Source organism: Rheinheimera sp. ATLC3 (assembly GCF_059429535.1).
Map to the genome: position 1 here is coordinate 625015 of NZ_CM182103.1, position 14033 is coordinate 639047.

Below are 14033 nucleotides of genomic sequence, written 5' to 3' on the forward strand. Positions count from 1 at the left end.
AATGAGGTTGTTATGTTATCTGCAAAAACCATCAGTTTAGTAAAAAGTACAGTACCACTGCTTGAAAACGCCGGCGTGGCGATAACCAACTATTTTTATGAGCGTATGTTTACCGCAAACCCGGAGCTGAAAAACATCTTTAATATGAGCAATCAGCTAAATGGCAAACAACAATTTGCCTTGTTCAGTGCGGTAGCCTCATACGCCAAGCATATTGATAACCCAAGCGTGCTGGGCGCTGTAGTAGAAAGGGTAGCCAATAAGCATACCAGTTTCTTTATACTGCCAGAGCACTATGACATTGTTGGCCATCACCTGATTTGCACTTTAAAGGAGTTGGCACCAGAGCAATTTACTGACGAGGTAGCCAGTGCCTGGACAGAAGCTTATCAGCTACTGGCCAATATTCTGATTGGCCGTGAAAAGCAGCTTTACCAGCAAACGGCGCAGGCCAATGGTGGCTGGACCGGTGCCAGACGCTTTGTGGTTGCCGCCAAAACAGAAGAGTCTGAACTGGTAACCAGTTTCGTGCTGGTGCCGGAAGATGGCGGCGCTGTGATGTCTTACCAGAGCGGCCAGTATCTGGGCGTAAAAGTAAAACCACCGCATGCCGGTTATGTTGAGATCCGCCAGTACTCATTATCAGACAAACCTAATGGCAAAAGTTACCGTATCAGCGTCAAACGTGAAGACTTACCCCAGCCTGGCCTGGTGTCCAACTACCTGCACCAACAGGTTCAGGTCGGCGATGTGATTGAAGCAATGCCACCGGCAGGTGACTTTTATCTTAAGTCAGTGTTTGTGCCAACAGTACTGATTTCTGCCGGTGTCGGCCTGACACCGATGATGTCAATGCTGGAAACCTTAGCCGCCCGGGAAGAACCCACACCAATCTGGTACCTGCACGCCTGTGAAAACCCGCAGCAACATTCATTTAAGGCGCGGCTGGCTCAACTGCAGCAAAAACTGCCACAGCTGCGCTGCTACACCTGGTATAACCAGCCGCAGCCACAAAACAGCGGTTTACTAAATGGCCTGATGCAGTTGTCACCGTTAGCTGACGAGCTGCCGCTGCAAACCGGGCAGTTTTATATCTGCGGCCCAACTGGCTTTATGAAGTTTGCCAAAGATCAGTTAATCGCCCTTGGTGTCGCACCCGAGTGTATTCACTACGAAGTGTTTGGCCCGCACAGCGATTTATAATAGTAAAACCGGAGGTGCTGTGGCACCTCCGGTTTTTTTTAATTGTCAGCCTTAAACCACCTCCTATGGAGGTGGATTGTTACTCGGAGTTAATTCAGGCCAGCTTTATTCAGGCCAAAAGCAGTATCCTGTGAGCCAGGCTCTACCAACGCCGTAATTTGCATCCGGTTCCAGAAGTTAATCAGGCCAATACCGTACGCCAGTTCAGAGATCTCTACATCAGTGAAATGCTCTTTAGTCGCCTGATACAGCTCGTTACTGATGCCGGTATCTGACAGTTTGGTCAGCGCTTCGGTCAGTGCCAATGCCGCTTTTTCTTTGGCATTAAACAGCGGTGATTCACGCCAGATAGCCACATGGTAAATGCGTAACTCTCGTTCGCCTTTAATTTTCGCTTGCTTGATATGCATATCCAGACAAAATGCACAGCTGTTTAACTGTGATGCGCGGATATCGATCAGGCTTTTAATCAGCGGATCAATTGAGGTTTTGTATGAGGCCATACTGGCATCCATCAGGGCTTTAGTCAGCGCCGGTACAGTTTCAAAGTGGTTTAAACGTGCAGTCATACTAGTTGCTCCAATATTTAAGGTTAAGTTAGTCAGTTAACAGGTCGACGAGTAGATCGGCCGCGGCAATAGCGTCAGGTACCGCGGCGTCCCGGGTTTGCGGGTGATGGGTACCATCGGCCCGGATAAAACGTACATCGGTAATACCGATATAGCGCAATGCAGTGCGGATATAAGGGGTGAACTGATCGTCAGCTTCAGTTGGCCTGCCGATTAAAGGCGTACCGTTAGCCATCACCACAAAAACTTTCTTGCCGCTGACCAGGCCGATTTTTTCGCCACGGTCGGTAAACGCAAAGGTGCGTCCGGCGCGGGTAATATGGTCGAACCAGGCTTTTAACACTGACGGTAAACCCAGGTTCCACATGGGTGACGAAATCAGCAGAGTGTCATGTGTCAGCAACTGATCAACCAGACGCTCTGATAACGCTATGGCATTTTGCTGCGCAACGGTGCGAAGATCGGGTTTGGTTAAAAATGCACTGACTGTCAACGCATCCAGATGCGGCAAATATTGCTGACCTAAATCCAGTACTGTTTCAGTCAGCGCCGGGTAACGTTGCTGCAGCCTGCTCAACAGATGGCTGCCAACCTCTCTGGATGCGGAGCCGGTTAAGTTTGGGCTGACTTTAATATGTAGCAGTTTCATAAGTTCTCCTGGCGACGCCGGTATTTAATTAAATTGCTGTAATGTTCTGATAGGCAAAGTCTAGCGCTTTATGCCATATTAAAAAGATACAAAAACAATGTATTTAGGTAGGACATAATGACGGGCTATCAGGCCATTTATCAGCGCTATAAGCAGCAAATTTTAAGCGGTAACCTGAAACCCGGCGAAAAAGTACCGGCTATCAGGGTGCTGGCGGCTGATTTAGGTGTAGCGAAAAAAACCGTAGAAACGGCTTATAACATATTGATTGGTGAAGGTTATCTTGTCAGTAAAGGCGCTCGCGGTACAGTTGTAAACCCGGATTTAAAGCTAAAAGTCGAGCCGGAAAAGCCAACATCTAAGGTTGAAGACGTTAAGCTACAACACCTGATAGACCTGCGCGACAATCCCGGCTTTTTCCGCCTTGGTATACCGGCGCTGGATGAGTTCCCATACAAAAAATGGTTGCTGCTGTCCGGTAAAGATATCCGGGCTATGCGGCCTGAACATATGCTAACGCCGCCGGTAATGGGCCATCCGCCACTACGTGAAGCCATTGCCAATTATGTCAATATTTCGCGCGGCCTGAATTGCAGTGCTAGCCAGGTGTGCATAACCAGTGGCTACAAACACAGTATCGCGTTAATTTTGCAAGCGCTGGCTACAAGACAAGATAAGGTAGTTTATGAAGACCCGGGGTATTTTTTCGGCCAAAAGCTGTTAAAGCGGATTGCGGAAAACCTGCATTATGTTCCTGTTGACAGCCAGGGCCTGAACGTCGATTACCTGCTGAATTATCAGCGCGATGCCCGCTTTGTTATCACTACACCGGCGCACCACAGCCCGCTGGCAGTGACGTTATCGCTGCCAAGACGCCAGCAGCTGTTGCATTGGGCACAAGAGCAGCAAGCCTGGATAGTAGAAGATGATTATGATGGCGAATTCCATTACACCAAAAAAGTGCTGCCGGCACTGAAAAGTCAGGACAGCGCCGACAGAGTGATTTATGTCGGTACGTTCAGTAAAACCATTATGCCGGCCATGCGCATCAGTTACATCGTGCTGCCCAAAGCGCTGGTTAACCGCTTTCATGAAGCCGCAGAAATTGTCGAAACCAGCTTGCCGCTGCTGCCGCAGCAAATTCTCAGCCGTTTTATTTCTGAGGGGCATTTTTTCAAACACTTAAAAAAAATGCGCGCCCTGTATCAGGCACGCCGCCAGATGGTACTAAACGCCTTGCAGCGCGTTTACCCGACCCAGTTTTATGTTGAACTGACCGACGGCGGCATGCATATAGTCGCATTTTTAAAAACCGGCAATCAGGATGAACAACTGGCCAATATCTGGCAACAGCACCAGTTGCTGGTATTTCCGCTATCGGCCTGGTACGCCGGTAAGACTAAGCGTTACGGCCTGGTTATTGGTTATACCAATATTCAGTCAGAACAACAGGCAACAGAAGCGCTGCGCCTGCCGTATGAGCAGACACTGGAAATACTCGGGCGGTAGCTTAGTTAGCTAAAACAGGTGTGTCCGGTTAGGCTGAATAACATCAATGCACAACTCAGATGCTGACAACAATGCAACACAGGTGCTAACGTCATATACTGATATACCGTATTTTCCAGGTGTGAACATCTGTGCCGCTTGCAAGATATCTTTACCTGCAATTAGACACATTACGGAGACGCATACACCATGTTGAGATTACTGCTCTTGCCAGCTTATTTCATTGCAGCACTGCCGCTGTATGCCAGCCCGCAGCTGAAATGGTGCGCCTGGGAGTTTCCCGGCAGCGTCAGCTTTGATAACCCCGCCAGGGAGGCCGAAGGGGTCACTGTAGATTTTATGCGCGAACTGGCCAGGCGCGCCGGGTTTGAGCTGGCAATCAGCAAAGCCACGCCACCGGGGCGCTGTATAAAAGAGCTTGGCGATGGCCGCAGCGATTTGGTGGTTGGCCTCATCAAAACCGGCGAAGGCCGGAAAGACATAGACTATATCCCCTACGGTGCCCGCCATCCTGACCGGGTGTATTTAGCGGCGGATGATAATCGTAAGCTGGAGCAGGTAGCAGAATTATCGACAATGACTCTGGCTGCAATCCGTAATTTTGGTTTTCACCCAGACGTTACTGTGGTGATAGATGCTATGCCGCCACAACAAATTATCCGGGTTAACTCGGTATATTCTGCGCTGGAAGTGGTGGCAAAAAAACGGGTGACAGCGGCGCTGCTGCCCTCTACGTTAGTCAGTGCTGTGCTGCAGGAGCACCCGCAACTTAGAGAGAAAATTCGCGAAGTCAGCTTTCCGGTCAGCATTGTTAAACCACAGCGCACCTATATCGGTCTGAGTAAACACTGCCAGTGCCCACAGCTAACTACCGCCATACAAACCAGCCTGCAGCAGATGACGGCAGATGGCAGCATTAAGGCGATTTATGGCGACAGAATTATTCCGCTGTTTTAACCCCTTAAAACCGGTATTTGCCTGCGCTGGCTATATTCAAAGCAGCTTTGTCTGTTCAACGCTTTTACAGCTAAACGCCTGGCGAAGTAACGTAACCGTTGGGCTTTGGGCGCTGTTATCCACGCGGTACAACATGCTGTAATCCTGCTCATCCAGCGGCGCCATTGTGATATCGCTCAACCGGGTAACCAAAGCCGGTATGGTATTGCTATGTCCGACTATCAATACCGGTTGCGAATGGCCCGCCAGTTGTTGCAACAATGCGTCGGTATCACGCGGATCGTATAGCGATACCTTTAATTGCTGGCTTTGCGCAACTGCCGCCGCAGTTTGTTGGGTGCGGTGATAGCCGGTTGCATAAACGGCTTCAAGCTTAACCTCAGCCAGGTAAGCCGCTAGCGCTTGAGCGCGGGCCTGGCCACACTCAGTCAGCGCAGGGTCGGCACCGACAGGCTGTTTTTCAGCGTGCCGGACCAGATAAAACGTATTGGCAGATGCCCCCAGTGCCCAAACGCACAGCATAGTTGCCACCATACTGCGCCGATGAAAAAGCATACTCACTCCTTGTTTATTTCTAAAAATTTATATCGGCGAACCAGGGGGTAACGCCTTAGGTACAAACAGCGGCTGCCACTGGCTGTGCTGAAGATAACTTTGCCACTGGCTGTATATTAACTGTTGCCCGGTATCATCCTGTTTACGTAACCATGCGGCTAATGTTGTCAGCTGGGCCTGCAGCTCTGCTCTGGCTTCCGGTGCCAGCTCTTTAGCGGTAAAACTCTGCATCAGCTGATAAAACGCTACATGTGCTACCCGCTGTTGCAGCTGTAGCTTATTTTTAGCCGCCTTGTATTTAATGGTTGTGTTAAGTACTGCCTGCAATACCGCTTTAAACTGGCCTGAAGCACTGATACGGTTTAACCGCTGCGGATGCAACACAAACTGCAAGGTATGGTTGGCAGAGGCCTCTGCCGCCGATAAAGGGTCAAATGCCAGACCGAAGCGGCCTTTAAAGCTTTCCCGGCCATCGCTATCGCCAAAAACTTTCGGTGGAATAAGTGCCAACAAACTATCTGGCAACCCAAGGTACTCTGGCGTCAAGGTATCAAGCAAAGCGCCAAGAGCCTGTTGCTGAGTGCTGTTATCTACCCAGCGTAGCCCTTTGGGCGTGGCGTAGTCGCCTTTTAGCTCGTACTCGTAATAAGCGCCACCGAGCAGCTTACTGACCGCTTCAACCTGATAGCGCTGTAGTAAGTAAATCGGCACCAGTGCTTCCTGTAACGAAGACAACGGCTGGCCGCTATCAATATTGGCCAGGCCAAAGTTGGCAAGTGCGGCTTTACGCACTTCTCCAAGCCGCGTTAACTCAGCCACCGCATCAGCACCATTGTCCCACAAGTGACCTACAGCGCTTAAACCACCTGCTGGCCGGGCATCCTGATCAGCCATAAACTGCAGCCCGCTTGCATGCGCCTGTTGTACCAGCTGCGCCAACTGTTGTGAATTGTAGTCGCCATAACCATAAGCAATGGCATAGTTGTCCCACTCGCCCAGCCCTTCACGGTAAGCGTTATCGAGACTGATTTTGCCATCACGTAAATCAACCTGCGGGTGCGGATAATCCATCACTGTAGAGCGGCCGTTACCACTGCCGGCAAAATTATGAATAAGCCCCAGCGTATGGCCAACTTCATGCGCCGATAACTGACGGATACGCGCCAGTGCCATGGCTTTTTGCTTACTGACATCGGCTGTGTCAGCGCGATAGGGTGCAGTTAAACCGGTCGCAATTAAAAAGTCCTGTCGCACCCGCAATGAGCCCAGCGTAACGTGGCCTTTAATGATTTCGCCGGTGCGGGGATCCGTAACACTGGCACCATAAGACCAGCCACGGGTAGCCCGGTGCACCCATTGAATCACGTTGTAGCGCACATCCATGGGGTCAGCATCTGCCGGTAAATCTTTGACTTGAAATGCGTTTTTATAACCAATTTGCTCAAAGGCACTGTTCCACCACATTGCACCGTCAATCAGCGCCGTGCGCACCGGTTCAGGTACGCCCGGGTCAAGGTAATAAACTATCGGTTCCACCGCTTCGCTAAGCGCGGCGGACGGGTCTTTCTTTTGTAGCCTGTGGCGTGGCAGTAAGCGCTTAACAATAGGCGCACCGAAGTCTGCGCCATAATCACGGTATTCGGTATTCCAGTAGCCGGAATACGGATGAAAGGCCCGGCTCTGGTAACCAGCCTCGGGTAAGGCAATCAATGAATGATGCAGGTGCACAGTAATCGCATCGGCTGAAGGTGCTACCTGGCGGACAAATTCGCCGGCATTGTCACCTGTGTATGTGACTAAAGCTTCAAGTTCGGTGTTGCGCTCAAAGGCTTTACTGCGGGGTAAATATACGCCGCTACGGTTGCTGTCTGCTTTAAAATTACCCTGCTTTTGCTTCGCCAGGCTTGCGCTTATCTGATGAATATCACTTTGCAAAAACGCGGTGTAATCTACCAGGACAGTGCCCTGCGCTGACGCCACCACCGGCAGACCGGCGATAACTGAACTGGCAAAGGCTTCCTCTGCGCTGGCGCGCTCGGCAGCGTTGTCAGACTCAGCACGGTAATAGGTGTTTAGCTGCTTTAGCATCACTTTACTGCCAAAGCGCTCAAACTGCACCAACCGGGTTTCGCCCAGTTGGCCACGATCCAAACCAATGTCGTTTGACCCTAAACCCCGTGGCAGCGAGCTTTGAAAAATAAAAGGCTGTTCAAGTTTATCTATCAGCAGGTATAACTTGTCGCTGCTGGCATCATAATAAAAGTCGAAGTAGCCACGCTGATGCGTCATACCCCGGGTAAAATCGGTCACAGTAACGGCTGGTTTTGCCGCTTTTGCACCGGCGCTGGCACTACTAGGGGTGTCAGCGGCCTGTACAGCATTGGTTAACGGAACGACCAGCGCCAGGCACAACAGCAGCTGCAAAGAATAGGTTTTCATCGGCTTTCCTGTTATCTGTTTCGCAGATTAGCTTTTAGCTAACATGCTAAGCTACAAAGGAAAACCACTATATAACGTTCGCTGCTGCCTGCAAAGCAATCAGTAAAACCAAGGGTTATTGTCTGACTTTTATCTCATTGTTAACCGCATGGGCGCCAGCCGTATTAAGTGCGGTCTTTTCCGCCAGCATACGCTGCTCTTCGGTATCCACCTCGCCTTTTAACGTGACGTCCCCTTTACGGGTTTCAACATGAAAGTTGAACGCTCTTAGCTTATCTTCCTGCTGCAGTGCCTGTTGCACGGCACTTGATACCTCAATATCATCTGCTACACCATCTTCAATCATCACACGCTTTTCCGGCATACCGGTTTTCTCGTTGATGACATCTTTTTCACAGCCAGCTAAAGCACCGCTTAATGCCAAAAGCGCCGCCAGGGCCATTACAGGTTTTGCTAACGTATTCATAATCTGCTCCTCAGTGAAGGTAATTGTGATACTGCTATAACCGCTTTAAGCATGACACAGAACACTGAACAAGACCTGACTCACCGCTACCAACTTTGATGCCAAAGAAAAACCCGGCACGACAAAACCGGGTTCTGTTATTGATATTTCTCTGGATATGAAAGGCTTATTTACCCGGTAGCATACGCTTGAGTGTACTATCCCGCCGGATATAGTGATGAAACAAAGCGGCAACGGCATGCAGACCAATCAGCACATAACCAACTTTACCCGCCGTTTCATGGACTTCTTTCACGGTTTTCGCAAGCTCTGGGTTTTCACCGGCTAAAGCCGGTAATTCCAGGCCGAAAAATGGGATTGGTTTGCCGCTCAGGCTCAGAATAAACCAGCCTGCAATTGGCAGGCACAGCATCAACGCGTACAAAGCCAAATGCACTACTTTTGCCAGCATGGCCTGCCAGTTGGCAATTGCCGGTGTGATAACAGGTGCTTTGCCACTGCTAAAACGGACAAAAACTCTTATCAGCACCAGTAACAGCACCGACAGCCCAAGCATAAAGTGCCACATTTTCATCGCTTCGCGCGGTTCACTGCCACGCGGGTAAATACCTTTTAGTTCAATCACAGCGTAAACTGCGGCTATCAGCAGCACCATTAACCAGTGTAAAGTGATAGATAACCGGTTATAGCGCTCCTTTGTGTTTTTAAGCCCCATAGCATCCTCGCAACAATGATATTGTAATTATCGTCTGGCTCACATTACAGCTACCTGCAACACTGCAGCCGCCGTAGGTATCGCCAGATTATTCTGACACAATGATGTGTTGTTAACCTTAAAGATTTCTTAAGCAAGCACTGCCGACAATGTTATGCTGCTTTGGCAGGATTGAAATAAATAGTTTAAGGAGGTTTTATCATGCGCGCGCTTTACTGCATTTTCGTACTATTGATGCTTACCGGTTGCGACAAAAATGAAGTGGGTGATGTATCGTTGGGCATTTTTACTACCAAGGATATTAAACTTGATGCCGTTGCCGACCCGGTGGTCACCGGGGTTACCTGTCATGTCGCAAGCATTGAAGCTAACCTCGATTTATCAGACCCTTCAGACAGCTCGCTTGCCTGCCGCCAGACCGGCCCAATTACCTCTGACATGATTGCGCAAATAGATAAAAGTAAAAATGGTGAGGTACTGTTTACCAAATCCAAAAGCATCTTTTTTAAAACCATGAAAATACGGCGTATTTTTGATGCCGAAAACCAGACGCTGATGTACTTGTCTTACTCAACCAAAGAAACCTCTGGCAGCTTTAAGCACAGCTTGTCTACCGTGCCGCTGTGGGGAACCGAGGCTTACAGCACGGCGCAAAGGCCACACAATTAATGCAAACGGTGTTATTGAGCCAGTTTTTTCTGGTACAACACCGCATCAACATCGCCCAGGGCATCGCGATGCATAAAGCGTTTGATAAACTGCATGCCCAGTTTGCGCATTACGCCGATAGAGCCAGCATTGTCTGGCATCGCTATCGCAGATAAGAACTGCACATTTGCATTGTTCGCCAGCACCGCCTGCGCCACGGCACCGGCCGCTTCACTGGCATAGCCCTGCCCCCAGTACTCACGTTTTAAGCGCCAGCCAATTTCAACATCATCGCTGCTGGGTGTTGCAGTATTAAACCCCATCGACCGTATTAATACCCAGCCTAAATAGGCATTGTCATCACTGCGCCGCACCTGCCAGATACCATAACCCCGCTCTGCATCACGGTACTGCGCCATACGCGGCAACATCACCTCAACAATGGTTTGCATGCTGGTGAGCTTACCACCATTGATATAGCGCATTACTTCAGCATCTTGATCTACTTCAAACAATAACTGTGCATCCTGTTCTGATAACAAGGCGAAGTGCAAACGTTCAGTTGCGGGGATCTGTAACATGAGGTTTTACCTGCGTTTTAGTTAAATATATGATTGTTGTTATAAATTGCAAAACCTATCAAACACTGCCGTTCTACCGCGTCTCGGTGGGGGACTGAAGCATATGCCGCAGAGGGTCTTGACGGCCGTGCAGCACGCGAATAATTTCAACGTGGTTGGCAGCAACGCGGTAAAACAAAATATGGCTTTGAATGGGTAAGCTTCTGACCTGAGGCAGAAGTTCTGAACGCTCTACGCCGATTAACGGTTGTTCGGTTAGTAACCAAAGCTGATTTTTAATGACCGACATATAGCTATCTGATTGGGCTTGCCCCCACTGCCTGAGTCCGTACTGGTAGATATCTTTCAAGTCATTTGTAGCAGCAGGCGCAATAACAAGCTTGTAAGCTGGCATCTGTTTAGCTTTTTATATCGTCAAACAGTGCATCCAGCGCAGCCTTTGATTCAATCGCAATACCTTCGCCACGGTCCAATTGATCGGTGCCTAATTTTAGTTGCTCACGCAGGCGGGCCAGTTTCACTTCATGGATCCAGTCTTCGTGAGTATCCATAAAGCGCAAAGCCTCGCGGATAACTTCACTGGCATTGTTATAAAGGCCACTATCAACTTTAGCTTTAATGCGCGACTCTAATTCGGGCGTCAGGGATACATGCATAATGGCCACCAAGGGTAAACACCAATAGCAATAATGCTATGCGCCACTACAAAGATTGTCAATCTTTGTAGTTTTACATCGACAGTTTTCAGCTAGACGCTTAAGTCTAGTAGTTGACCTTCCCCAAACTTTATTACTCTACACAAAGAAAAAGGGCCAGCCTTTTTGGCTAGCCCTGGTTCCTATCCAGATGTTACTTAATCAACTGTTTGTAGTTGATAAGTTGTTTAATAAAGTCCACGGATTTAAAGCACTACTATCACCCCAAAGTAGTAAATAAGATGCTTAGAAACTCACTTTATGTCGCAACTTGATCACAATATATTTCGGTACATTCATTAGATCCTAGATGTTCATATATCAGATTTTCCGAACACCTCTTCGGCTTTTCAATATATGAACATCTTTCGAGTTCGTTGCTCTAGAAAGCTTCTCAAGAACCCTTTGTTGAGTCTCCGGTGTCCAATATATCCTCAGGCGCTCGCGAGTTCTCGTTATTGCGGTATAAAAAATGCTATGGGTTATGTCCTCTTCATTTGCATCTGTAATAACAATTTTAACTGACTCATACTCCAATCCCTGTGCTTTATGAATTGAAACTGCATATGCAACCTGAAACGGAACTGTCGTATTAAAGCTGTCATCATCATCATCGCTCGTACCGGGATGATCATAAACAGTGAACCTTACAGTAGAGTCTGATACCCACTCAAGTTCATCACACTCATCAACATCAAACTCATTGAGAGGCCTATCGAGCCTAATGTCAAATTGTATCCATCCCGGCGAGGATATTATATTAACTATCCACCCTTTCAGATTGTTATAAATAACTGGTCTAAACCTTTCGCCATCGGTAAACAAAACCGGATCACCGACTTTGTAGCTAGATTCTCGCCATATTTTTTCCGCACCGTTGTTCCCGCTTTGTAAAAAGCGGTTTATGTTATTAATTCCGTAAAGACCATCATAATTTAAACAAAGAATAATCTCGTCGTCTGACTGCTTGTAAAACAATGAACTATCTAAGTTCGTAGTGTAATTATTTTTCACTAAAATCTCAGAAACGTCATCATCAGATGAACGCACACTATTCCAAAGCTTCAATAGGCTCTGGCTTTTAGCACGAAATGGTGTAGTTAATTCGAAGACGGAGGTACTTGGTATAAATTCTGAAATGATACTAAACCAATTACCGAACTGTATTGATTCAATTTGGTATGTATCCCCCACTAAAACAATGAGCTTGAATGAATTAGATTCGAGTAAGGCGATAAAGTCCTTGTTACTAACTGTACTACACTCATCTACAATTAGAAGGTCAAAATCCTCACCAAACCGAGATGAACTAACTTGCTTTCTGATTGTTCGGAACACCGAGTTCTGAGCGCTGACCCTGCGCTTAAGATTATCTATAGCTGGATTAGTATGGGCGACAAACAGCTTTTTCTTATCATTAAAATATTGAGCTATGTGCTGAACCATTGTTGACTTTCCTGTACCCGCTGCACCATATATTGTTGCTACACATGAATGTGCAAACAGATTCTTTAATGCTTCAGCCTTGATATAGTCGTCTATCGAGCTTGTACCTTCAGCCAGCCACTTACTCACGGATTGAGAGTAGCCAGCGATTCCAATTTTTGCTATTTCTTGAAGCTTTTCTATTATCGAAACAACATCATCCTCATAACCACATTCGAAAATATGGCCTTTGTCTGAATAGAGTTTTCGCTGTGTATGCTTGTGATAAAGCTTCTGATTATACTTAGAAATCAATAAATCAACATCTTTGAAGCCATCCAGATCCCGAACTGGCGTGTATAACATCCCTTTCTGTTCAATGTTAGCCTTGACTTTTCGAGCTAAGACCTCATGCTCTCTGCCCGACACGTCTATACTTTCTACTACGTCCAAAAAGCGTGGATTGTGCCCCCTTAGTGAGGTACAGAACGGCATTTGATCGAAAGGTCTACACCCGAGCCCTAAATTTAAGTTTGAGAGCCAATCACACTGGGTACGGTCATATTGCAATTTAATGATCGCGTTATTCATCCGCAACAACAAATACCGTAGCACATTATAACCCGGCTTTTTAGCTTGGATTATTTTTCGAGCTTCATCGAGGATTGGAAAAACTTTTGAGCTTTTTGCATTTTGTAATGCCGCTGTTTTGATGGCTTCATAATGTTGAATTGGCAAATCCACAATATCAAGAAGGCTCTCATAGTTAGATGTAAGGCAACTCATCAAGTGATTATACTCTGTTGAGTTTGCGCTTACTTTAGTATTGATCCCCATTATTTTTGCAAAGTTGTCAAACTCACAAGGTCTGATTGAGACATTCCAATACCTAATAATAGTTATAGGCATTGTCTTCCCAAGAACTTGAATTGAATCTGGGTGTATTGACAGCATTACGGAGTGCTTTATAGAGATATCAATATCTGTAAATGCAATTATTCGGTCGAACTTATTAGCATTGTTAATAGCTCGATAAAAAGTAACCTCATAATATATATTTCCACTATAGAAGAACGGTTTAGTTTTATGAACGTAGTACCTGTCTGATATGACTTCCTCTCTTGCCTCGCTACGTCTTGACTCGATCCGCTCGGAAATTTTTTGATGATACTCCTTTAATGATGGGTCTAGATCGACAGGGAATTTTTCTAGGTTATTTAGAAAATTTATGTTGTATGATGTTCTAAGTAAACTTCTAATACGGTGCAGATACTCATAGTATTTGAGCATTAATCGCTCTGAACTATTACCATCTACCGTGTAATGTGAAACGCTAATTTGAAGTAAACGATGGAATTTGGTTAGGAAGTTTAATCTCGCGTTTCCCTTGATTGCAGTGCAGCTAGGGTTTACATTCTGATAATGAAATTCGTTATCAAGAGCCCCGCCCGCACATAAAACAATAACACCCTCAACTAGGTTTCTCAGTTGACTCAGAATGTTTTGAGCTAGCAAATCCCTTTGGTCTGCAAGGTTGTCGATATTGCCGCAAATTACACTATTGGCGCTCAGTATTTGATCTCTGATAGTAGACATCAGCCATAGACTCCTTTCTTTTTATA

The 14033-nt window shown here is 47.1% G+C and carries 14 protein-coding genes; 4 read left to right on the forward strand and 10 right to left on the reverse strand.

Going from position 1 to position 14033, the window contains the following annotated elements:
* Nucleotides 1–12: 12 nt before the first annotated feature.
* Nucleotides 13–1203: an NO-inducible flavohemoprotein gene (gene hmpA / locus AC5SV9_RS02925; protein ID WP_475152902.1), complete on the forward strand. Its 1191-nt coding sequence runs from the start codon at nucleotides 13–15 to the stop codon at nucleotides 1201–1203.
* An 89-nt stretch (nucleotides 1204–1292) separates the two neighbouring features.
* Here the strand turns inward: hmpA and AC5SV9_RS02930 are convergent, their stop codons facing one another.
* Together AC5SV9_RS02930 and AC5SV9_RS02935 are read right to left on the reverse strand one after the other, a co-directional pair.
* Nucleotides 1293–1772, reverse strand: coding sequence for a carboxymuconolactone decarboxylase family protein (locus tag AC5SV9_RS02930; protein ID WP_475152901.1), 480 nt, complete (start codon nucleotides 1770–1772; stop codon nucleotides 1293–1295).
* Between the two features lie 28 nt (nucleotides 1773–1800).
* Entirely contained in the window at nucleotides 1801–2421 is a 621-nt protein-coding gene (locus AC5SV9_RS02935) for an FMN-dependent NADH-azoreductase (RefSeq protein ID WP_475152899.1), read from the reverse strand.
* A 117-nt stretch (nucleotides 2422–2538) separates the two neighbouring features.
* Here AC5SV9_RS02935 and pdxR point away from each other — a divergent pair, with 117 nt between their 5' ends.
* Both pdxR and AC5SV9_RS02945 read left to right on the forward strand, forming a co-directional pair.
* Nucleotides 2539–3930 carry a MocR-like pyridoxine biosynthesis transcription factor PdxR gene (gene pdxR / locus AC5SV9_RS02940; RefSeq protein ID WP_475152898.1) on the forward strand — a complete coding sequence of 464 codons (1392 nt, stop codon included), beginning with the start codon at nucleotides 2539–2541 and terminating at the stop codon, nucleotides 3928–3930.
* Between the two features lie 189 nt (nucleotides 3931–4119).
* Nucleotides 4120–4887 (forward strand): substrate-binding periplasmic protein, encoded by a 768-nt coding sequence (locus AC5SV9_RS02945; RefSeq protein ID WP_475152897.1) that lies wholly within the window; start codon nucleotides 4120–4122, stop codon nucleotides 4885–4887.
* 36 nt (nucleotides 4888–4923) lie between these two features.
* Here the strand turns inward: AC5SV9_RS02945 and AC5SV9_RS02950 are convergent, their stop codons facing one another.
* The 4 genes from AC5SV9_RS02950 to AC5SV9_RS02965 all read right to left on the reverse strand — a co-directional run bounded on the left by AC5SV9_RS02950 (nucleotide 4924) and on the right by AC5SV9_RS02965 (nucleotide 9062).
* Nucleotides 4924–5442, reverse strand: a complete 519-nt coding sequence (locus AC5SV9_RS02950) for a SixA phosphatase family protein (RefSeq protein WP_475152895.1) — start codon at nucleotides 5440–5442, stop codon at nucleotides 4924–4926.
* Nucleotides 5443–5469: 27 nt separating this feature from the next.
* Nucleotides 5470–7881, reverse strand: a complete 2412-nt coding sequence (locus AC5SV9_RS02955; protein ID WP_475152893.1) for a zinc-dependent metalloprotease — start codon at nucleotides 7879–7881, stop codon at nucleotides 5470–5472.
* 115 nt (nucleotides 7882–7996) lie between these two features.
* Complete coding sequence (locus AC5SV9_RS02960; RefSeq protein WP_475152892.1) at nucleotides 7997–8347, reverse strand: BON domain-containing protein; 351 nt, start codon at nucleotides 8345–8347, stop codon at nucleotides 7997–7999.
* 166 nt (nucleotides 8348–8513) lie between these two features.
* Nucleotides 8514–9062 carry a cytochrome b gene (locus AC5SV9_RS02965; RefSeq protein ID WP_475152891.1) on the reverse strand — a complete coding sequence of 183 codons (549 nt, stop codon included), beginning with the start codon at nucleotides 9060–9062 and terminating at the stop codon, nucleotides 8514–8516.
* A 201-nt stretch (nucleotides 9063–9263) separates the two neighbouring features.
* Here AC5SV9_RS02965 and AC5SV9_RS02970 point away from each other — a divergent pair, with 201 nt between their 5' ends.
* A complete protein-coding gene (locus tag AC5SV9_RS02970; protein ID WP_475152889.1) occupies nucleotides 9264–9731 on the forward strand; it encodes a CreA family protein in 468 nt (155 codons plus the stop codon).
* A gap of 11 nt (nucleotides 9732–9742) precedes the next feature.
* Here the strand turns inward: AC5SV9_RS02970 and AC5SV9_RS02975 are convergent, their stop codons facing one another.
* The 4 genes from AC5SV9_RS02975 to AC5SV9_RS02990 form a co-directional block, all read right to left on the reverse strand.
* Nucleotides 9743–10291: a GNAT family N-acetyltransferase gene (locus AC5SV9_RS02975; protein ID WP_475152887.1), complete on the reverse strand. Its 549-nt coding sequence runs from the start codon at nucleotides 10289–10291 to the stop codon at nucleotides 9743–9745.
* A gap of 73 nt (nucleotides 10292–10364) precedes the next feature.
* Entirely contained in the window at nucleotides 10365–10685 is a 321-nt protein-coding gene (locus AC5SV9_RS02980) for a type II toxin-antitoxin system RelE/ParE family toxin (RefSeq protein WP_475152885.1), read from the reverse strand.
* Between the two features lie 4 nt (nucleotides 10686–10689).
* Nucleotides 10690–10947: a type II toxin-antitoxin system ParD family antitoxin gene (locus tag AC5SV9_RS02985; protein WP_475152884.1), complete on the reverse strand. Its 258-nt coding sequence runs from the start codon at nucleotides 10945–10947 to the stop codon at nucleotides 10690–10692.
* 360 nt (nucleotides 10948–11307) lie between these two features.
* On the reverse strand, nucleotides 11308–14007 hold the full coding sequence (locus AC5SV9_RS02990) for an ATP-dependent DNA helicase (RefSeq protein ID WP_475152882.1): 2700 nt from the start codon (nucleotides 14005–14007) through the stop codon (nucleotides 11308–11310).
* Between the last annotated feature and the right edge of the window lie 26 nt (nucleotides 14008–14033).